Origin of the sequence: Streptomyces sp. NPDC102259 (genome assembly GCF_044766465.1) — a bacterium.
In the GTDB taxonomy this organism is placed as follows: Bacteria; Actinomycetota; Actinomycetes; order Streptomycetales; family Streptomycetaceae; genus Streptomyces.
The window spans coordinates 95,734-115,136 of sequence record NZ_JBIWMA010000027.1; the positions used below are offsets into that span (position 1 = coordinate 95,734).

The following is a 19,403-nucleotide window of genomic DNA, read 5'->3' on the forward strand; positions in this document are numbered from 1 at the left end:
CGGGACGAGTGGAGGTCTCCGGCCCCTTGACGGGCAGGAGCGGCCCGTCGTCAGATTCTGTTTATTAACGATCAGTTGTGAGTACTTCTGGTTCCTGATGAGGGAGAGCCGACCATGACGGTCACTCGCAGATCGGTCCTTCTCGCGTCCGCGGCCGCACCGGCCGCCGGAGCGCTCCTCGGCACACCGGCGGCGCAGGCCGCCGCGGCCGCCGTGAGCGGCTCCGGCCGCCACACGGTCGCGCTGCGTGACGGCTGGCGCTTCGCGCTGGTCGATCCGGGCGGGATCACCGACCCGACCGGCCAGTACGCGGACGCCGCCGACCCCGGCCACGACGACTCGACCTGGCGTGCGGTGGCGGTACCGCACGACTGGAGCATCGAGCAGACCCCCACCACGCAGAACGGCACGACCAGCGGCACCGGCTTCTTCCCCGGTGGCCTGGGCTGGTACCGCCTCGCCTTCACCCTGCCCCCCGGCCACGCCGGCCGGCGCGTCTCGATCGAGTTCGACGGCGTCTACATGGACTCGTACGTCTACTGCAACGGCACCGAGGTCGGCCGGCACCCCTACGGCTACACCGGCTTCGCCCTCGATCTCACCGACCTGCTGCACACCGACGGCACCACCGAGAACGTGCTCGCGGTCAAGGTGCAGAACCGGCTCCCGAGCAGTCGCTGGTACTCCGGCAGCGGTATCTACCGCGAGGCCCGCCTGGTCGTCACCGAGCCGGTCCACGTGGACCGCTGGGGCACGTACGTCACCACCCCCGAGGTCACCGACGAACGGGCCGTCGTCCGGGTCGCGACCACCGTGGCGAACGCGTCCGGCGCGAGCGCGGACGTCGAGGTCGTCTCCCGCGTCCTCGCCCCGAACGGCCGCACGGTCGCCCGAGCCTCCTCCACGGTCGCCGTCTCCGACCGGGCCACGGAGACCCAGGAACTCACGGTGACCGATCCGCAGCGATGGGACTTCGAGACCCCGCGCCGCTACACCCTGGAGACCGAACTGCGCGTCGCCGGCCGGGTCACCGACACCTACCGCACCCCGTTCGGCATCCGCACCTTCCGCTTCGACCCGGACGAGGGTTTCCACCTCAACGGCAGGTACGCCAAGATCAAGGGCGTCGACCTGCACCACGACCTGGGCGCGCTCGGCGCCGCGATCAGCGTCGACGCCGTCCGCCGACAGATGACGATCATGAAGTCGATGGGCGTCAACGCCTTCCGCACCTCACACAACCCGCCGTCGCCGGAGATGATCCGGATCTGCGAAGAACTGGGCATCGTGATGCTGGTGGAGGCCTTCGACTGCTGGCGGACCGGCAAGACGCGGTACGACTACGGGCGGTTCTTCGACGAGTGGTGCGAACGTGACGCCACCGAGATGGTGCTCGCGGCCCGCAACTCGCCCGCCGTCCTCCTGTGGTCCATCGGCAACGAGATCACCGACTCCACCTCCACCGCCGGCCTCGCCATGGCGGACCGGATCATCACCGCGATCAGGGCGGCCGACGACACCCGTCCGCTCATCATCGGCTCGGACAAGTACCGCACCCCGCCCGCCAAGGGCTCCGCCGCCGACCTGATGCTCGCCAAGCTGGACGGCCTCGGCCTCAACTACAACACCGCCAAGTCGGTGGACGTCCTGCACGCGACCTACCCGCACCTGTTCCTCTTCGAGTCCGAGTCGTCCTCGGAGACCTCGACCCGCGGCGCCTACCAGGAGCCCGAGCACCTCAACACCGGCGAGAACCACACCCCCGGCAGGCGGGCGACCTCGTCCTACGACAACAACCTCGCCTCCTGGACGATGAGCGGCGAGTACGGGCACAAGAAGGACCGCGACCGGAAGTGGTTCGCGGGTCAGTTCCTGTGGTCCGGCATCGACTACATCGGCGAGCCCACCCCGTACAACGTCTTCCCGGTGAAGGCGTCGTTCTTCGGCGCGGTCGACACGGCCGGGTTCCCGAAGGACATGTACCACCTCTTCCGGAGCCAGTGGGTCGACGAGCCGATGGTCCATCTGCTGCCGACGACCTGGAACCACGAGGCGGGCGACACGGTCGAGGTATGGGCCTACTCCAACGTCGACACCGTGGAGCTGTACCTCGACGGAAAGTCCCTGGGCATACGGAAGTTCGACGCCAAGAGGACCGTCGACGGCCGCGCCTACCTGGAGACCACCGAGGCCACCGGCGACGACAAGACCTTCACCACCGGCCCCTATCCCGGCAGTTACACCAGTCCCAACGGCAGCGCGGGCAAGCTGCACCTGACCTGGCGGGTGCCCTACCGGCCCGGTGAGCTGAAGGCGGTGGCCCGTCGCGGTGGCCGGACGGTCGCCACCGACGTCCTGCGCACGGCCGGCGCCCCGCACGCCGTACGCCTCACCCCGGACCGCAAGTCCCTTCCCGCGGACGGGCGTTCACTGGTCTTCGTCACCGCCGACGTGGTCGACGCGCACGGGACCGTGGTGCCCGACGCCGAACACCTCATCTCCTTCGAGGTGACCGGCGGCTCCCTCGCCGGCCTCGACAACGGGCGCCAGGAGAGCGCCGAGCGCTACCAGGCCAGTACGCGCACCGCCTTCCACGGCAAGGCCCTCGCCATCGTCCGCTCCGGCACCGGGACCGGCGCCCTGAAAGTGACCGCGCGCGTGGACGGCCTGCGCAAGGGCACGGCCACCGTGCGCACCACGCATGCCCGCTCGAAGGCGACGACTGCGCCCGCCGCCTTCACTCCCGACCTGCCGGCGCCCGTGAACCCCCCTTACGCGGACGCCAGTTACTCGGGCCGCCCGGACACGCTGCCCGCCGCCCTGCTGGACGGCGACCCGGCCACCGGCTGGTCCAACGCCTTCACCAAGGCGGCCACCGCCCTGCTGCCCGCCTTCGCCGGGGCCCGGCCGCGGGACTGGGTCTCGGTGGACTACGGGCGCACCCGGGACTTCGACCGGGTGGAGGTGTCCTTCACCGTGGACGCCACGCACAGTCTGCCCGCGGCGGTCGAGGCGGAGGTCTGGGACGGCGAGCGCTATGTGCCGGTCACCGGGGCGACCGTCGACTGGGCCACCGCATCGGACGCGCCGACGGCTCTCACCTTCGACCCGGTCCGCGGCTCCAGGCTGCGGCTGACCCTGACCAGCAGCGCACCCGGCACACCCCAAGGCTCGGTCCGCATCACCAAGTTGGCATCATGACCGGCTGACCGGCCGGCCTGCTCGCCGGCGGGTTTCCCATGCGGCCTAGGCAGGACCGCCCAGCCTGCACCGCCCGGCCTGGACCGCTGGCCTGCACCGCCCGGCCCGGACCACTGGCCCGGACCGCCACGGCCGCACGTCCAGCTCGGACCGCCGCCCACGGCCCGGGCCGCCGCCCCGGCCCGGAGCGCTCCGGCCCGGACTCGCGCTGGTGACCGGGGACGGCTCGGGCGAGGCGGCCCGGCCGGCCGGACCAGGCGGCGGTCCGGTCCGGCCGGGCGCTGCCGTCGTCGATCGCCCCGCGCCGCAGGCTCCTCAGCTCGCGTCGGCTGCCGCCTCGAACGTCACCTTCGCGGTGTCCACCGTGCCCGCGGCGCGTCCGGGTGCGCTCTGCCACGACCAGTACAGGTTGGTGTGGGCTATCACCTGCTCCGGCGCCGGAGCGCCGTACTGGCTCAGGTCCTCCGTCGTGTGCGCGTCGCCGACCAGGGTCACGTCGTATCCCCGCACGAAGGCGCCGTGCAGCGTGGAGCGGACGCACGCGTCGGTCTGCGCCCCGGTGACGACGACCCGGCCCACCCCGCGCTCCGCGAGCACCGACTCCAGCTCGGTGGCCTCGAAGGAGTCCTGGTAGTTCTTGTGGACGAGGGGCTCGGCGTCGAGGCGGACCAGTTCCTCGACGTACTCCCAGTTCTCGCTGCCGCGTTCGAGGTCGTCGTCGGAGTGCTGTACCCAGACGACCGGCACCTCCTGCGCGCGGGCCGCGTCGATCAGGGTGTGGATGTTCGCGATCACCTCGTCGCGCCGGGGCGCGCCCGCCACCAGGCCCTTCTGGACGTCGATCACGAGCAGGGCGGTGTTCGGTCGGTCGGGCAGGGTGGTCATGGAGAACTCCGGTTCCTCGTCATGGGTGATCGGTGCTCGGACGGTCCACATTAGGACGCGCCACTGACAACGGCCTCGAAGCCATCTCGTCAGGACGGTTGACGGGGCGTCATGACTCCAACAACCATGTCCTGCGACCCCGCCCTGGGAGCGCTCCCACGAGATGGCACCCGCATCCCGTACGGAGCGTCCCGCACCTCCCCGAGGAGCCCGGACGTGAAACGACGCAGAACCACCCTGCTGTCCCTCGCGGCCCTGCTGGGCGCGGCGCTCACCGCGCTGCCCGTGCAGCAGGCCGGCGCCGACGAGGTCGAACAGGTCAGGAACGGCGGCTTCGACACGACCGCCGACCCCTGGTGGACCAGCAACGTCACCCCCGCTCCCGCCGACGGCCGGCTGTGCGCGGACGTGCCGGGCGGCACCGTCAACCGCTGGGACTCCGCCGTCGGTCAGGACGCGATCACCCTGGTCAAGGGGTCGTCGTACCGGTTCTCCTTCAGCGCCTCCGGAGTGCCCGAGGGGCATGTGGTGCGGGCGATCGTGGGCCTCGGCGTCTCCCCGTACGACACCTGGTACGAGGCGACCCCGGTGCTGAGCGAGTCGGGAGACGCTTACACGTACACGTTCACCTCGCCGGTCGACAGCACCCAGGGGCAGGTCGCCTTCCAGGTCGGCGGCAGCGCCGATCCCTGGCGGTTCTGCCTGGACGACGTGTCGTTGCTGGGCGGGGTGCCGCCGGAGGTGTACGAGCCCGACACCGGGCCGCGCGTGCGCGTCAACCAGGTCGCCTATCTGCCCACCGGACCGAAGAACGCCACCCTGGTCACCGAGGCCGGCGCGAAGCTGCCCTGGCAGCTGAAGAACGGCTCCGGGGCGACGGTCGCGCACGGCTGGAGCGTGCCGCGCGGCCTCGACGTCTCCTCCGGACAGCACGTCCACTCCATCGACTTCGGGGCCTACCGCACGCGCGGGACGGGCTTCACGCTGGTCGCCGACGGCGAGACCAGCCGCCCCTTCGACATCGGTACCGCCGCCTACGACCAGCTGCGCCTGGACGCGGTGAAGTACTACTACACGCAGCGCAGCGGCATCGCGATCCGGGACGACCTGCGGCCCGGTTACGGCAGGGCGGCCGGCCATGTGAACGCGGCCCCCAACCAGGGCGACTCCGCGGTCCCGTGTCAGCCCGGGGTGTGCGACTACGCCCTCGACGTCACCGGCGGCTGGTACGACGCCGGCGACCACGGCAAGTACGTCGTCAACGGCGGCATCGCCACCTGGGAGCTGCTGAGCACCTACGAACGTTCGCTGCTCGCCCGCACCGGCGACCCGGCCGCTCTCGGCGACGGCACGCTCGCCCTCCCGGAGAGCGGCAACAAGGTGCCGGACGTCCTCGACGAGGCCCGCTGGGAGCTCGACTTCCTGCTGAAGATGCAGGTGCCGGACGGGCAGCCGCTCGCCGGCATGGCCCACCACAAGATCCACGACGAGCAGTGGACCGGCCTGCCACTGCTGCCGAGCGATGATCCGCAGAAGCGCGAACTGCACCCGCCGACCACCACCGCGACCCTCAACCTGGCCGCCACGGCCGCCCAGGCGGCCCGCTTGTACCGGCCCTACGACAAGGTCTTCGCGGCGAAGGCGCTGACAGCGGCGCGCAAGGCCTTCACGGCGGCCCTCGCGCATCCGGACGTGTACGCCGACCCGAACGACGGCGTCGGCGGCGGCGCCTACGACGACGACGACGCGACCGACGAGTTCTACTGGGCGGCGGCCGAGCTGTATCTCAGCACGGGGGAGAAGCAGTTCGCCGACCGGGTGGTGAACTCCCCGGTGCACACGGCCGACCTCTTCGTCCCCAACGGCTTCGACTGGTCCCGCACGGCCGCCGCCGGCCGTCTCGACCTCGCGACCGTCCCGAACAGGCTGCCCGGCCGCGACAAGGTCCGCGCGTCGGTCGTGCGGGGCGCCGACACCTATCTCGCCACGCTGGCCGGACAGCCGTACGGCATGCCCTACGCCCCCGACGGCAACCGCTACGACTGGGGCTCCAGCCACCAGGTCCTCAACAACGCGGTGGTCATCGCCACGGCCTACGACCTCACCGGCGCCTCGAAGTACCGGGCCGGGGCCGTCCAGAGCATGGACTACGTCCTCGGGCGCAACGCGCTCAACCTGTCGTACGTCACCGGATACGGTGAGGTGAACGCCCACCACCAGCACAGTCGCTGGTACGCGGGCCAGCTGGACCCCAGCCTGCCGGATCCGCCGCGGGGGACCCTCTCGGGAGGCGCGAACTCGAGCATTCAGGACCCCTACGCGCAGAGCAAGCTCCAGGGCTGCGTGGGCCAGTTCTGCTACATCGACGACATCCAGTCCTGGTCCACGAACGAAACCGCGATCAACTGGAACGCGGCGCTGGCCCGACTGGCCTCCTTCGTGGCGGATCAGGGATAGGGCAGAGCGGCAATTGACCTTCCCTGATCAGTTGTGTGCAGGGTCGGACACTCTCCGGTACCGCGCGGTCATCAGTTTGACCTGGGGATATTTACGAGTAAGTACCCGCGCGGTACCGTGAAGGGCATGCCAGCCCTCAATGTGGAATTCAGCGATCGCGAGCTGGAGGACCTGCGGCAGATCGCCAAGGAACGCGGTACGTCGATGAAGGCACTCGTGCGGGAGGCGGCCGCCGCCGACATCGCGCGGCACCGGGCGCTCCAGGAGGGCGCGGAGGCCTTCCGCAGGTTCTTCGCCTCGCACGCGGACGAGTTCGCCGCCGCCTTCCCCGAGGACGAACGCTCCGTGCGGGGCGAGGGGCGGGTCGCCTGACCGATGACCTCCGTCATCCACATCGACGTCCCCTGGCTGCTCCAGCGCCACGAAGAGGTTCTCCCGGAGCAGCCCACCGTCAACGACTTCTCGGCGCTGGTCGCCGCCGTCGCCCGGCATCGGGTCGATCCGCCCAAGCTCGGCGTGGACTCCGACCCCGCGTGGCGGGCCGCCGCGCTGCTGCACACCCTCACCCTGCTCAAACCCCTGCCCTCGGCCAACGCCCGCTTCGCCTGCGCGACGGCGGTGGCGTACATGTTCACCAGCGGGGTCGGCATCGATCCGCCGTACGGCGCGCTCGTCGACCTCGCCCGCGATCTGCTGGACGGTAAGACGGACGTCTACGGCGCGGCGGACCGGTTGCGGTCCTGGCAGATCTAGGGCCTGTCGTTTGGATCAGGCCGGCCTGACCGGCGCGCGGCATGATCCAAACGACAGACCCTAGGCATCCGCAAAGAGTTTCGGGCCGCCGGCCGAGGGCGGGAGGAACAAGGCCGGCGGCCGTTTCGCGCAGGAGAGCCGCCGTCCTGCGCGGGGCCTCCGAGGAAGTGGCCGGTTCCAGCCAACTGCGTGGGCCGGTGCGCCGGGAGCGTGTGCGGCGCCCCACTGTGTGCGCGTGTTTCACACGGGGCGCAAGGGCGGATTTCGGCCGGTCCGGCAGAGACCGTCGAAAGGCCCGACGGCCGGTGCGAGTCGGCCCCACCTATCGACTTTTTATCAACAAGGCGCAGCTTGAGCTCTCGCCTTGTTGTGCGCGACTTAGTTGTGCAAAGGTGAACCGCCCGTGCGGGGGGTCATGACCACACCCCTTGCGTTCGTCGGCGGAGGCGAATTCACGCTCCCTGCCGCATCGGACAGGTACGTACCAAAGGAATGCGCTCAGTGCCCACCCCTCAGCCTCCTCGTCCGCCCTACCCTCCGCCCGGCGGGGGCCCCGGAGAATCCGACGAGTCGCTCGCCGCGGGGATACGCGGCGGCGCGGACAGCGAGGTCGCCCAGTCCACCGCTCTGCTGATAGCCCGGCACTGGCGGCCGGTGCACGAGTACGCGGTCATCTGCCTCGCCTCCTCCGGGAGCGTCGCGTCGATGGTCACCGCGGCCGCCTTCCACCAGGTCCTCGACCGGCTGAAGCTGGGCGAGCCGGGGACCGCGCTGCGGCCCCGACTGCTGGTGACCGTGCGGGACATGGCCCGGCTGTGGTCCGCCGACGAGGAACTGTCCGGCGTGCTGCCGGTGCTGCGCAAGCCGGCCGGCGCCCGGGGGATGCGGGCCGCGAAGTCCATGACCCCGGAGAACCGGGTGCTGGCGGAGCGCTCGTTCCAGGGCCTTCCCGCGGTCGCCCGGTGCGCCCTGTGGCATGTGGAGGTCGAGGCCGAACACGTCACCGCCGCCGCCGGTCTGCTCGGCATGGACACCGACACCGTGGCCGCCGTGCTGGAGCAGGCCCGGGACAAGCTGCGCGAGGGTGTGGTCCGCGCCCACCGGGAGCTCGCGCCGAGCAAGGACTGCCGTTTCTACAACCGGCTTCTCGACGTCCCGATCCGCCGCGGCGGGGACCTCCTGCCGGACGTGCGCAAGCACCTGGACGAGTGCCGTTACTGCCGGGCCGCCGCCGAACAGCTCGGCCACTTCGAGAGCGGCCTCGGCGTGCTGCTCGCCGAGGCGGTGCTCGGCTGGGGCGCCCGCCGCTACCACGACACCCGCCCCGGCCGCGCCAAGCAGCAGACCGTACGGCTCAAGGGGTCCGCACGGCACGGCGGTCGTGGCAGCCGTGGCAGAGGCGGCAACCTGCTCTCGCGTCTCCCCTCGCCCCGCCGACGGTCGTCGGGGGAGGGACGCTCACCGCGCGCGCTGTTCACCGGCGTCGGCCTGGCCTCGGCGGGCCTGCTGACCACCCTGCTCGCCGCCGGCATGTGGTCGGACGACGGCGGCGCCGACCCGGCCGCCTCCACCAGCGGCAGCGTCCCCGGCATCGACTCGCAGGCCGCCACCGCCTCGCCGACCGCCCCGGACACCGCCCAACTGCCCACCGCGCCACGGCAGACCAGGCTGCGCAACGCCGCCGCCGACCTCTGCCTGGACGTCCGGGGCGAGGCCAGGGCGGGCGCCTCCGTCGAACTGGCGGACTGCTCCTCCGACGCGACCCAGCAGTGGTCGTACGACGACGACGGGCAGTTGCGCAGCGTCGCCGGGCCCGGCCTGTGCGTGGACTCGCACGCGGACGCCGGGGTGGTCATCCTCGGCTCGTGCGTGGACGACACCGACGCCCGCGGGGACGACGTCCGCTACGACCTGACCGTCCAGGGCGAGTTGCTGCCCCGCTGGGACGACGCGCTCGCCCTCTCACCGGCCGGTGAGGACCCGGGCGCGGACGTGGTCGTGAAGGTCCGCGACCACTCCACCGGCCAGCGCTGGCTCACCGACGTCGCCTCCGCCACCCCCGGTTCCCTCGCGGTCACCGGCACGGACGCGCCCCCGTCGGCCCAGCCGATCGACCTGGCGGACGGCACCGCCTGAGGGGCGAAGGACCCCGCCTCCGCCTCCGCCTCCGCCGGCTGCACGGCCCGGCTGTACGGCGGCGACCGGTGGCCGCGCGGTCACCCGCCCGTCGTCACCCGGCGTCCTCGACGAGGTCCGCCGGGCCCACGGTCGCCGGGCCGGCGTGGCCGGACAGCGCCAGGGTGAGGTCGAACTCGGCGAGCAGGCAGCGGATCACGTGCTCGACGCCCGGCTGTCCGTCCAGGCCGAGACCGTAGGCGTAGGGACGGCCCAGCAGCACCGCCCGCGCGCCGAGGGCGAGCGTCTTGAAGACGTCGTCGCCGGTGCGCACCCCGCTGTCGAACAGCACCGTCAGCCGGTCGCCGACCGCCCGCGCCACCCGGGGCAGCGCGTCGGCGGCCGCGACCGAACCGGCGACCTGCCGGCCTCCGTGGTTGGAGACCACCACGCCGTCCATCCCCGCGTCGGCGGCCAGCCGGGCGTCGTCGGGGTGCAGAACGCCCTTGAGGACGATCGGCCCCTCCCAGTTCTCCCGCAGGAACGCCAGGTCCGGCCAGGTCTTGCCGGGGTCGGCGAACAGGTTGACGAAGTGCAGGACGGCCGCGTTCGGGTCCTCGTGGACCGGCTTGGCCAGGCCCGCCAGGAAGGCCGGGTCGGTGAAGTAGTTGGCGGTGCCCACGCCGTGCAGGAACGGCAGATAGGCCTGGTCGAGATCGCGGGGCCGCCATGCGAGGAGCGGGGTGTCCAGGGTGACGACGAGCACCGTGAACCCGCTCGTCCGCGCCCGCCGCAGGAAGCTGCGGGTCACCTCGCGGTCCTTGGACCAGTACAGCTGGAACCACCGCTCGGCGTCCCCCATCGCCTCGGCCACCTGCTCGATCGGCGTGCTGGACGCCGACGACAGGATGAACGGCACCCCCTGCGCCGCCGCCGCCCGGGCCGCCGCGGACTCGGCCTCCGGATGCATGATCGACAGCACACCGACCGGCGCGAGAGCGAGCGGCGCGGGCAGGGCGCGGCCCAGCACCTCGACCGACAGGTCCCGCTCGTGGACGTCCCGCAGCATGCGGGGCACGATCCGGCGACGCTCCAGGGCCGCACGGTTCGCCCGCGCCGTGCTGCCGTCCCCCGCGCTGCCCGCCACGTAGCCGACCGGCCCGGGCCCGAGGCGCTGCTCGGTGAGTTCCTCGAGCCGGGTCAGGTCGGTGGGCAGCCGGGGGACCGCGCCCGTCATCCCGTTGAGATAGATCTCGTACTGGAAGTCCGCCCAGTGCTTCGCCATCCGTACGTCCCGCCTCTCGCCGTCCCGTGGTCGATCGTCGCAGTCGCAGTCGCAGTCGCAGTCGCGGTCGCGGTCGTCGTCGCAGGGCGACCATACCGGCGGGTCGGTGGCGGGGGCCCGGCGGTTCAGTCGACGGCCGACCCGGACGGTACGGCGGCGAGTTCGCCGGCGTTCGTGCCCGGACCGGTGATCGGCGGCACCGGGGCCTCCACGGTCCTGGCCAGCCGCGCCCCCTCGGGCCCGTACACCGCCCGGGGTTCGGGGAAGAGCCGCAGCAACGCCAGGTAGAGCACGGCGGCGACGGCCAGGGACAGCGGCAGACCGATGTCGATGCCGTTCGCGAGATCACCCAGCGGGCCGACGAACTGGCCCGGGATGTTCGTGAACAGCACACCGAGCAGCGCCGACACCCACCAGGCGGTCATGCCGCGCCAGTTCCAGCCGTGCGCGAACCAGTAACGCCCGCCGCGCTGACGGCGGTTGAAGACCTGGAGGGCCTCGGGGTCGTACCAGCCGCGCCGGGTGTAGAAGCCCAGCATCATCACGACCATCCACGGCGTCGTGCACGTGATGATCATCGTGGCGAACGTCGAGATGGACTGGACGAGGTCGAGGCCGAACCGGCCGACGAAGATGAACACGATCGACAGCAGACCGACCAGCACGGTCGCCCGCACCCGCGACAGCCGCGGGAACACCGACGAGAAGTCCAGACCGGTGCCGTAGAGCGAGGTCGTGCCCGTGGACATCCCGCCGATCAGGGCGAGCAGACACACCGGCAGGAAGAACCAGGTCGGTGAGATCGCCAGTAGCCCGCCCACGAAGTCGGGCGCGGCCGGGTCGACGTACTCCGGGGCCTTCGACGCGATGATGCTCGCCGTCGCGAGGCCGAAGACGAACGGCAGCAGGGTGGCGATCTGCGACAGGAACGCGGCGCCGACCACCCTGCGGCGCGGGGTCGCGGCCGGGATGTAGCGCGACCAGTCGCCCAGGAACGCTCCGAACGACGCCGGGTTGGAGAGCACGATCAGCGCCGCGCCGAAGAACGACGGCCAGAACAGCGCGTCGGTGGCCGCGTCCGCGGAGTCCGTGAAGACGCCCGCGTACGACGCGTCGAAATCACCGGCGAAGGCGATCGCGCCGAGGAGGAACAGCACCGTGGCCGAGGCGACCGCGACCTTGTTGACGAACAGCATGAACCGGAAGCCGTATACGCAGACCGCGAGCACCAGCCCGGCGAACAACGCGTAGGCGACGGCGTACGTCAGATCGCCGCGGGGGAGGCCGAAGAGCCGGTGCGCGCCGCCGACCAGGGCGTCGCCGGAGCTCCACACCGAGATGGAGAAGAACGCGATCGCCGTCAGCAGGGAGAGGAACGAGCCGACCACGCGGCCGTGCACACCGAGGTGCGCGGAGGAGGAGACCGCGTTGTTGGTGCCGTTGACCGGCCCGAACACCGCCATCGGGCACAGGATCAGTGCGCCCACGACCACCCCGAGGAGGGTGGCGCCGAGGCCCTGCCAGAAGGACAGGCCGAAGAGGATCGGGAAGGCGCCGAGCACGCAGGTGGAGAAGGTGTTCGCGCCGCCGAAGGCGAGCCGGAACAGGTCGAGGGGGGTCGCGGTGCGCTCGGCGTCCGGGATGCGGTCCACGCCGTGGGACTCGACCTCGGTGAGCGACGGGGGAGACGCGGACGGCGCGGGTTCGGGGGAGGGCGGGGTCAAGGGGGCTCCAGCAACAGGCGGTCGACGGTGGAGCGCGCGGGGTGGCGCGGCACGGTGAACGGCCGTCCCGTCGCGGGGTGGGCGACGCGGGCGGATGCCGTCACTGATCGGGGTCTGCCGAACCTACGGCGTGGGGCAAGACCCCGACCAGAGGACGAATCATCCTTCTTCCGTGCCGGGAGTGGACGAATCCGCCACCCCTTCGTGTTCGGAACCTGAGCCGGAGCCCGAGCCCGAGCCCGAGCCCGAGCCGGAGCCGGAGCCTGGGTCGGAACCGGGGTGGGGGTGGGGATCGGGGTGGGGGTGGGGATCGGGGCCCGTGTCCGGTCCCTGGGCCCGCACGCGCTGGACGTGTTCGAGGGAGTCCCGCAGCTCGGTGAGCCAGTCGTCGGTGTGGCGCTGGACCAGCCGCACGCACCAGGCGAGCGCGTCGCTGCGACTGCGGGCCACGCCCGCGGCGATCAGGGTGTCGAGGACCTGGCGTTCGGGCTGGCGCAGCCGGGTCATGACGGGCGCGGCGATGTGGGTGAACAGGGCGCGCTCCCCGTCGCACACCACACCCCAGGCGACCTTCCGCCGGAACCGGTGCTCGGCGTCGCGGGCCACGGCGATCCGGATCTCCCGGGTGCGCTCCCGGAACTCCTGGATACGGGCGGTGACGGCCGCCTCGCGCTCGGCGGGCGGGGCGTCCTCGGCGAGCCGGGGTGCGGGGATGCGTCCGATCACGGTGATCTCCTCGCGGTCGACCGTCACCTCGGCCGGTCCCTCGAAGAGGTCGTCGGGCAGCCGGCCCGCGAACCAGCCCCTCAGCTTCTCTTTCTGCTCGGTCGTAATCATGTAATGACGATTACTCCGCTGGTACATGAACGCAAGGGGTCGAGAAGAAGTCCGCCGAGAGCGGAAGCGAGGGGTGTGCGGAGGGAGCGGAGCGCTTGAGCGGAATGTTTCAGGCCGATTAACGAAGCTATGGAAACCGGTCATCCAGTCGACCGGCGGGATCATGAAGCGCTTGCTTCCGGCGTTGGAACGTTCGAATTCCGTCACTTCTCGCCACTGATTCAATACGCAAGGTTACTGAAACCCATGGGGTCGATGTGAGATTCGGCGCCGGACTAGGCAGACTCGCGCTCGCCGAGTTCGACACCGACCGAGCCGGACCGGCACCCCCCGAATCGAGCGGAAGGATGCACACAATGCGGAACACCGCGCGCTGGGCAGCGACCCTCGGCCTCACGGCCGCCACCATCTGCGGATCCCTCACCGGGTCCGCGCTCGCCGCCCCGGCCGCAGCGCCGACCTCCCTCTACGCCCCGTCGGCCTTCGTGCTGACCGTGGGTCACGGAGAGAACGCCGCCACCGCCAACGCGGCCCGGGCCGTCACCCTGAACTGCGCCCCGACGCCCTCTGGCACGCATCCCGCGGCCGCCCTCGCCTGCGCCGAACTGCGCGCCGCCGGCGGCGACCTCGACGCCCTGGCGGGTCCGGGTGACGCCGTCTGTACGAGGCAGTACGACCCGGTGGTCGTCACCGTCGACGGCGTATGGCAGGGCAAGCGCGTCTCCTTCGAGCGCGCCTTCTCCAACGAGTGCGTGAAGAACGCTGCCAGGAGCAGCCTCTTCGCGTTCTGAGACCGGGATCGCGTGGTCCCCGTGGACGCCGAGAGAGGCTCGTGAGGTGGGGAGTGCGAGCCCCTGGCACGGGAGCAGCGCGATTCCGTACCCGGAGACCGGTCGGGCAGTGTGGGGCTGCCCGCCGGTCTCCGGTGCACGTAGGGGAGGAACGGGCAGAAAGGCGCGCCGGAGGGTTTCCGGGACAGCGTCGCCGGGGCCGGTCGCCAAGGCCGCGTCGTCAGGACCGGCTAGGACCGGGTCGCCAGGACCGGGTCGCCAGGGCCGGGTCGCTAGGACCGCTCCCGGTGGCTGGTGTCGCACCAGGGATAGCGGCGGCTGCGCCGGCAGGTGCACAGGGCGACCCGGAAGCGGTCGGAGGCGACGGTGGTGCCGTCCTCCAGTTCCACCTCGACCGGCCCCTCGACGAGCAGCGGGCCCTGGCGCTGGACGCTGATCCGACAGGGCCTGTCAGCAGGGGAGTTCGGCACGGACGACCACCAGTTCCTCGTTCTCGTCGTCGGCGGACAGCAGGCCCCGCTCCCGCAGCCAGTCCCTGCGCTCCCGCAGGACCGGGCCGAAGGGAATACGGCGGCGTCGCGTCACGGACGCCTTCAGGCCGGACGCGCGCAGGACCGTCAGGGTGCTCGCGGGGTCACTGAGCGCGGAGTGGACCATCAACAGCACTCCGCCGGGCCGCAGCAGCAGGGGCGCCTCGAGGCAGATCCGGTCGAGCACGAGCCGTCCGTCGCCGCCGCCGTCCCAGGCCCGGGCCGTCCCGCGACCCGCACGGTCGCCGGCCGGGGCGGGCACGTACGGCGGGTTGGTCAGGATCAGGTCGAAGGATTGTCCGTGCACCGGGGCGAAGAGATTGCCGCGGTGCACGCGCACCGGCAGCCGTTCCCGCCAGGCGTTGAGGCGGGCGGAGTACACCGCGCGCCAGGACACGTCGACCGCGGTGACCCGCGTGCCGCGCCGTGCGGCCTCCAGGGCCAGCGCGCCGGTGCCGGTCCCCACGTCCAGGACGTCGGCGCCCGGGAGCAACCGTTCTTCGGACAGGGCCCCGGCCAGCAGGGCGGTGTCCTCCTGAGGGGCGTACACGCCCGGGAGTACGAGAGGATTCACGCCGACCAAGTACCCCGACAATCAGGAAATATGTGCTTTTTCCTGTTCGGCGAGCGGAGTGAGCAGGGAGGACTCTCCCGAGCGCCAGGCGGCGAGCAGGCGTGCGCCGAGGCGGTCCTCCAGATACCCGGTGGCGTCGAGGCCGAAGGTGATGTCGGGGGCCAGATGCGGTTCCTCGTCCAGCAGACCGCCGATGACGTCGTGGCGCACCACCTGCTCGTGCACCGCGTCGGCCTCGACGTGCTCGTCGTAGAAGTGCGCGGCGGCGGGTCCGGCGTCCACGCGGCGCATCGCCTGCGCGAGCCGCCGGGAACCGGGCGAGGAGGTGATCTCGACCGCCGCGAAGTGGCCCACGAGCGCACCCCTGAGGGCCCGGTGCAGGCCGAAGAGCGACATCAGGTTGACCGTGGCCAGCGTCTCGGCGCACGCGGCGTCCAGATAGCGGCCGTAGGCGGTGTCGAGGTCCAGGTCCGTCATCAGGTCCGCGAACAGCCGCGCGTGGACGCGGTCGGGGCGGCCGCCGCCCCACTCGTCGAACTCCACCGCCGCCATGGCCGCCTTGGCCCGGCCCCACAGCCTCGGCAGCACCCATGCGTGCGGGTCCGCCTCCTTGAGGTGGTACAGGGACCGCTGGGCCGCGTACTCGCGCACCTGCCACAACTCGCCCTCGGCCGCGAGGAAATGACTGACGCCCGAGCCCTCGACCGGCTCGACGAGCAGCTCGGCGAGCGCGTCCTCGACGGAGTCGTGGGCCGGCGTGTCCTCGCGCAGGGCGGTCAGAAAGCGGTGCTCCAGCGCGGCCCGCACCCGCAGCAGGCCGGGATCCCACTCGCGGTCCGGGGCCACGCCCGCGAACCCGCGGTAGTGCAGCTCGTAGCAGAGGTACAGGGCCAGCTGGAGGTCGTCGCCGTACGCGGAGGCGGAGGCGACCGTCTCCGCCGCCGGAAGCGGATCCGTGCCGGCCAGATATCCGCGGACGGCCGCGGACGCCGGGCCCCGGGCGACCGGCAGCTGTGGTCCATGGGGGTCGTGTGCCATACGCGCCGGGTACCCCGCGGACACCGGGCCACCCGCCCGGGGGTGTCCGGTCGCCGGTCGCTCGGGGGCCGGTCCCGGCGGTGTCGGTGTTCGGGCAGGTCAGGGGCCGTGTTGGGTGAGGCGCAGGGGGACCGGCTCCAGGGGTGAGTCCTCCTCGGTGTCGACAAGCCGGGTGACCTCGGCCCACCAGGCCGGGCCGTCCTCCATGTGCCGCAGCATGACGCCCTCGCGGATCGCCCACGGGCAGACGGTGACCGAGGTCAGCCCGGTCAGCTTCATCGCCGTGTGCCCGATCACCGCGCCGGCCAGGCTCTGCGCGGCGCGCGGCGCGGAGATGCCGGGCAGCCGGGCGCGCTCGGCGGCGGGCAGCGCGGCCAGGGTGGAGATGGCCTCGCGCAGGTCGCCGCGGCGCAGGGTGCGGTCCATGAAGGGGCCGTGCCGGCCGGGGGCGGCCCCGCACAGCCGACCGAGCTGCTGGAAGGTGCGGGAGGTGGCCACCGCCGTACGCGGGCCCTCCCAGCGGACCCGGGCGGCCACGTCCCTGAGCTGGTGGCGGATCCTGCGCCGGGCCGCGCGCAGGGCCTCCGGGGTCGGCGGCTCGTGGTCCGCGAAGAAGTCGTGGGTGAGCCGGCCCGCCCCCAGCGGCAGTGAGGCCACGAAGTCCGGCAACCGGCCCCGGCCGAAGGCCACTTCGAAGGAGCCGCCGCCGATGTCCAGCAGGGCGAGCGGCCCGCAGCGCCAGCCCATCCAGCGGCGGGCCCCGAGGAACGTCAGTTCCGCCTCCACCTCGCCCGGCAGGGTGCACAGCGCGACGCCGGTCCGGGACCGGACCGCGCGCAGCACCTCGCGCCGGTTGGGGGCCGCGCGCACCACGGCGGTCGCGAAGGCCAGTGGGCCCGCCGCACCCCACCGGTCCGCGGTCCGGGCCGCAGAGGCGACCGCGCGGACGAGCCGTTCCACGGCCTCCTCCGGGATGGGGTCGCCCGGCGCGACCTGCTCGGCCAGCCGCAACCGCCATTTGGCCGTGTGCACCGGCAGGGGGACCCCGCCCGCCGCGTCCGCCACCACCAGCCGCACGGTGTTGGACCCCACATCCAGCACGCTGATTCTCATGGACCGCGAGTACCCAGGCTTAAACATCCCTGTGCCGCGCACCTCGGGACGCGGCACTGAGGGGCCGCCGTCCCGCATGGACGGCGGCCCCTCTCCCTGGTGCGGATCCGCGGCTCCGCGGCTCCGGCCGAAGGCCCGTCACATGTGGACCACCGGCGCCGCGTCCGCGTCCTGCTGCGGCACCCCGCGGCGGAAGAGCAGGAACGCGATGACCGCGCCCGCCGCGAAGAAGCCGGCCGACCACAGGAAGGCCGTGGTGTAGCTCTCGATGGTGGCCTGCGCCTGGACCATCTTGTTCGCCGGGTTCTTCCCCACCAGGTAGTCGGCGGCGGCGCTCGCCGCCAGGGTGTTCAGCAGGGCCGTGCCGATCGAACCGCCCACCTGCTGCATGGCGTTGACCGTGGCGGAGGCCACGCCGGCGTCCTCGGCGGCGACTCCGCCGGTGGCCAGCTGCATGGCGGGCGGCATGACCAGGCCGAGGCCGATACCGGTGATGACGAGCTGCGGCAGCACCGCGCTGACGTAGTGGGAGCCGACGCCGAGCCCGGTCAGCCAGGCCATGCCCACCGCGGCGATCGCGAAGCCCAGCGGGATGACCGCCTTCGGGCCGAGGCGCGGCACCAGGGCCGTGGTGCCGATCTGCGCCGCCACCATGAGCGCCGCGACCATCGGCAGGAACGCCACACCGGTCTTCGTCGGGCTGAAGCCCAGGTTCAGCTGGAGGTAGTAGGTGAGGAAGAGGAACACGCCGAACATGCCGGCGCCGGAGATCAGCACGGCGAGGAACGAGGCGGCCCGGTTGCGGTCGAGGAGGATGCGTAGCGGCAGCAGCGAGTGCGCGGCCCGGGTCTGCCACCAGGTGAAGGCCGCGAGCAGCGCCCCGCCCGCGATCAGGAAGCCCCAGGTCTGCGGCGAGTCCCAGTCATGGGTCTCCGCGTTGGAGAAGCCGTACACCAGGGAGAACAGACCGGCGGCGACGAGGACCGTACCCGGCACGTCCAGCTTCGAGTTCGCGGCGTCGCGGTGGTTGGAGAGCAGCAGCCAGCCGCCCGCGAAGGCGACGACGGCGATGGCCACGTTGACGTAGAGCGTCCAGCGCCAGTCGAGCGCGTCGGTCAGGATGCCGCCGAGCAGCAGGCCCACCGCGCCGCCCGCGCCGGCGATGGCGCCGTAGACGCTGAACGCCTTGGCGCGTTCCTTGGCGTCGGTGAACGTGGTGTTGAGCAGCGACAGCGCGGCGGGCGCGAGCAGCGCGCCGAAGGCGCCCTGGAGTGCGCGGGCGGTGACCAGCATCTCGAAGTTGGTCGCGGCACCGCCGAGGGCCGAGACGGCGGCGAAGCCGACGACGCCGATCAGGAAGGCGGTCTTGCGGCCGAAGAGGTCGGCTATCCGGCCGCCGAGCAGCAGCAGGGAGGCGAAGGCCAGCGCGTACGCGGTGACGATCCACTGCCGGTTGCCGTCGGAGAAGCCGAGGTCGGCCTGGGCCGAGGGCAGGGCGATGTTCACGATGGTGGCGTCGAGCACCACCATCAGCTGGGCGAGGGCGACGACCGCGAGGATCCACCACTTCTTGGCGGATGCTGCGGACGGCCCCTGTTCGGCGCCCGTGCGGGTGCCGTCCGTCAGGGTCTTCGGGGACATGGGGAACCACTCCAGGGACGTGAAGGGCAAAGAGCTAGTAAACGAAACGGTTTCGTACACATCGAGGCTAGACCAGTTTCAGCGAAACGGCAAAGTTTCGTTAGTGAGGGAGTCCGGACATGTGCGATGGTCTGTTCGACGTCGGCGGCACGGGGCTGTACCACGAGGTGCGCGGCAGCGGCCCGGCGCTGCTGATGATCAGCGGGGCCGGCGGAGACGCGGGCGCGGCGGCCCTGCGGGTCGCGGCGACCCAGCTGCACGGCGCCCCGGTCCCGGAGCTGTGGGAGCGAGTCCCGGGAGCCGGGACCGGCCAGGACACGGCCCAGGTCTAGGTCTAGGTCTGGGCCCAGGTCTGGGCCCGGGCCTAGAGATCGTCTTCAAAGGTCAGATCCAGAGCAGGATTGAGGCGATGGTGACGGCGGCGTGGTAGGACTCGCGTGTCTTGTCGTAGCGAGTGGC

At 72.0% G+C, this 19,403-nt stretch carries 15 protein-coding genes and 1 pseudogene; 7 read left to right on the forward strand and 9 right to left on the reverse strand.

From position 1 onward, the window contains the following. Positions 1-114: 114 nt before the first annotated feature. The gene (locus ACIRPU_RS38085; RefSeq protein ID WP_403875804.1) at positions 115-3,201 is read left to right on the forward strand and encodes a glycoside hydrolase family 2 TIM barrel-domain containing protein; all 3,087 of its coding nucleotides are present in this window, start codon (positions 115-117) and stop codon (positions 3,199-3,201) included. A gap of 315 nt (positions 3,202-3,516) precedes the next feature. On the opposite strand, the gene ACIRPU_RS38090 is transcribed toward ACIRPU_RS38085, so the two are convergent. Next, positions 3,517-4,086 (reverse strand): cysteine hydrolase family protein, encoded by a 570-nt coding sequence (locus tag ACIRPU_RS38090; RefSeq protein ID WP_403875807.1) that lies wholly within the window; start codon positions 4,084-4,086, stop codon positions 3,517-3,519. A gap of 216 nt (positions 4,087-4,302) precedes the next feature. Here ACIRPU_RS38090 and ACIRPU_RS38095 point away from each other — a divergent pair, with 216 nt between their 5' ends. The 4 genes from ACIRPU_RS38095 to ACIRPU_RS38110 all read left to right on the forward strand — a co-directional run bounded on the left by ACIRPU_RS38095 (position 4,303) and on the right by ACIRPU_RS38110 (position 9,432). Further along, entirely contained in the window at positions 4,303-6,543 is a 2,241-nt protein-coding gene (locus ACIRPU_RS38095; protein WP_403875810.1) for a glycoside hydrolase family 9 protein, read from the forward strand. 126 nt (positions 6,544-6,669) lie between these two features. Beyond that, the gene (locus ACIRPU_RS38100) at positions 6,670-6,915 is read left to right on the forward strand and encodes a hypothetical protein (protein WP_037735240.1); all 246 of its coding nucleotides are present in this window, start codon (positions 6,670-6,672) and stop codon (positions 6,913-6,915) included. A gap of 3 nt (positions 6,916-6,918) precedes the next feature. After that, the gene (locus tag ACIRPU_RS38105; RefSeq protein ID WP_062643323.1) at positions 6,919-7,296 is read left to right on the forward strand and encodes a hypothetical protein; all 378 of its coding nucleotides are present in this window, start codon (positions 6,919-6,921) and stop codon (positions 7,294-7,296) included. Between the two features lie 501 nt (positions 7,297-7,797). Then, entirely contained in the window at positions 7,798-9,432 is a 1,635-nt protein-coding gene (locus ACIRPU_RS38110; protein ID WP_403875815.1) for an RICIN domain-containing protein, read from the forward strand. A 94-nt stretch (positions 9,433-9,526) separates the two neighbouring features. Here the strand turns inward: ACIRPU_RS38110 and ACIRPU_RS38115 are convergent, their stop codons facing one another. The 3 genes and pseudogenes from ACIRPU_RS38115 to ACIRPU_RS38125 all read right to left on the reverse strand — a co-directional run. Then, complete coding sequence (locus tag ACIRPU_RS38115) at positions 9,527-10,696, reverse strand: lactate 2-monooxygenase (protein WP_403875818.1); 1,170 nt, start codon at positions 10,694-10,696, stop codon at positions 9,527-9,529. A gap of 125 nt (positions 10,697-10,821) precedes the next feature. Further along, the gene (locus tag ACIRPU_RS38120) at positions 10,822-12,420 is read right to left on the reverse strand and encodes a purine-cytosine permease family protein (RefSeq protein ID WP_403875820.1); all 1,599 of its coding nucleotides are present in this window, start codon (positions 12,418-12,420) and stop codon (positions 10,822-10,824) included. A gap of 297 nt (positions 12,421-12,717) precedes the next feature. Continuing rightward, positions 12,718-13,257 (reverse strand): annotated as a pseudogene (locus ACIRPU_RS38125) (hypothetical protein); the annotation flags it as partial. Positions 13,258-13,613: 356 nt separating this feature from the next. Here ACIRPU_RS38125 and ACIRPU_RS38130 point away from each other — a divergent pair. Next, positions 13,614-14,048: a subtilase-type protease inhibitor gene (locus ACIRPU_RS38130; protein ID WP_403875823.1), complete on the forward strand. Its 435-nt coding sequence runs from the start codon at positions 13,614-13,616 to the stop codon at positions 14,046-14,048. Between the two features lie 272 nt (positions 14,049-14,320). Here the strand turns inward: ACIRPU_RS38130 and ACIRPU_RS38135 are convergent, their stop codons facing one another. The 5 genes from ACIRPU_RS38135 to ACIRPU_RS38155 form a co-directional block, all read right to left on the reverse strand. Then, positions 14,321-14,518, reverse strand: a complete 198-nt coding sequence (locus ACIRPU_RS38135) for a CDGSH iron-sulfur domain-containing protein (protein WP_057604023.1) — start codon at positions 14,516-14,518, stop codon at positions 14,321-14,323. Further along, positions 14,499-15,161 carry a HemK2/MTQ2 family protein methyltransferase gene (locus ACIRPU_RS38140; protein ID WP_403875856.1) on the reverse strand — a complete coding sequence of 221 codons (663 nt, stop codon included), beginning with the start codon at positions 15,159-15,161 and terminating at the stop codon, positions 14,499-14,501. Before ACIRPU_RS38140 ends, ACIRPU_RS38135 begins: the two co-directional genes overlap by 20 nt. A 12-nt stretch (positions 15,162-15,173) precedes the next feature. Beyond that, positions 15,174-16,190 carry an iron-containing redox enzyme family protein gene (locus ACIRPU_RS38145; RefSeq protein ID WP_403875827.1) on the reverse strand — a complete coding sequence of 339 codons (1,017 nt, stop codon included), beginning with the start codon at positions 16,188-16,190 and terminating at the stop codon, positions 15,174-15,176. A gap of 99 nt (positions 16,191-16,289) precedes the next feature. Beyond that, entirely contained in the window at positions 16,290-17,303 is a 1,014-nt protein-coding gene (locus ACIRPU_RS38150) for a Ppx/GppA family phosphatase (RefSeq protein ID WP_403875830.1), read from the reverse strand. Between the two features lie 138 nt (positions 17,304-17,441). Further along, the gene (locus ACIRPU_RS38155) at positions 17,442-18,944 is read right to left on the reverse strand and encodes an MFS transporter (protein ID WP_403875833.1); all 1,503 of its coding nucleotides are present in this window, start codon (positions 18,942-18,944) and stop codon (positions 17,442-17,444) included. 119 nt (positions 18,945-19,063) lie between these two features. On the opposite strand from ACIRPU_RS38155, the gene ACIRPU_RS38160 reads away from it, so the two are divergent. Beyond that, positions 19,064-19,276 carry a hypothetical protein gene (locus tag ACIRPU_RS38160; RefSeq protein ID WP_403875836.1) on the forward strand — a complete coding sequence of 71 codons (213 nt, stop codon included), beginning with the start codon at positions 19,064-19,066 and terminating at the stop codon, positions 19,274-19,276. The last annotated feature ends 127 nt before the right edge of the window (positions 19,277-19,403 follow it).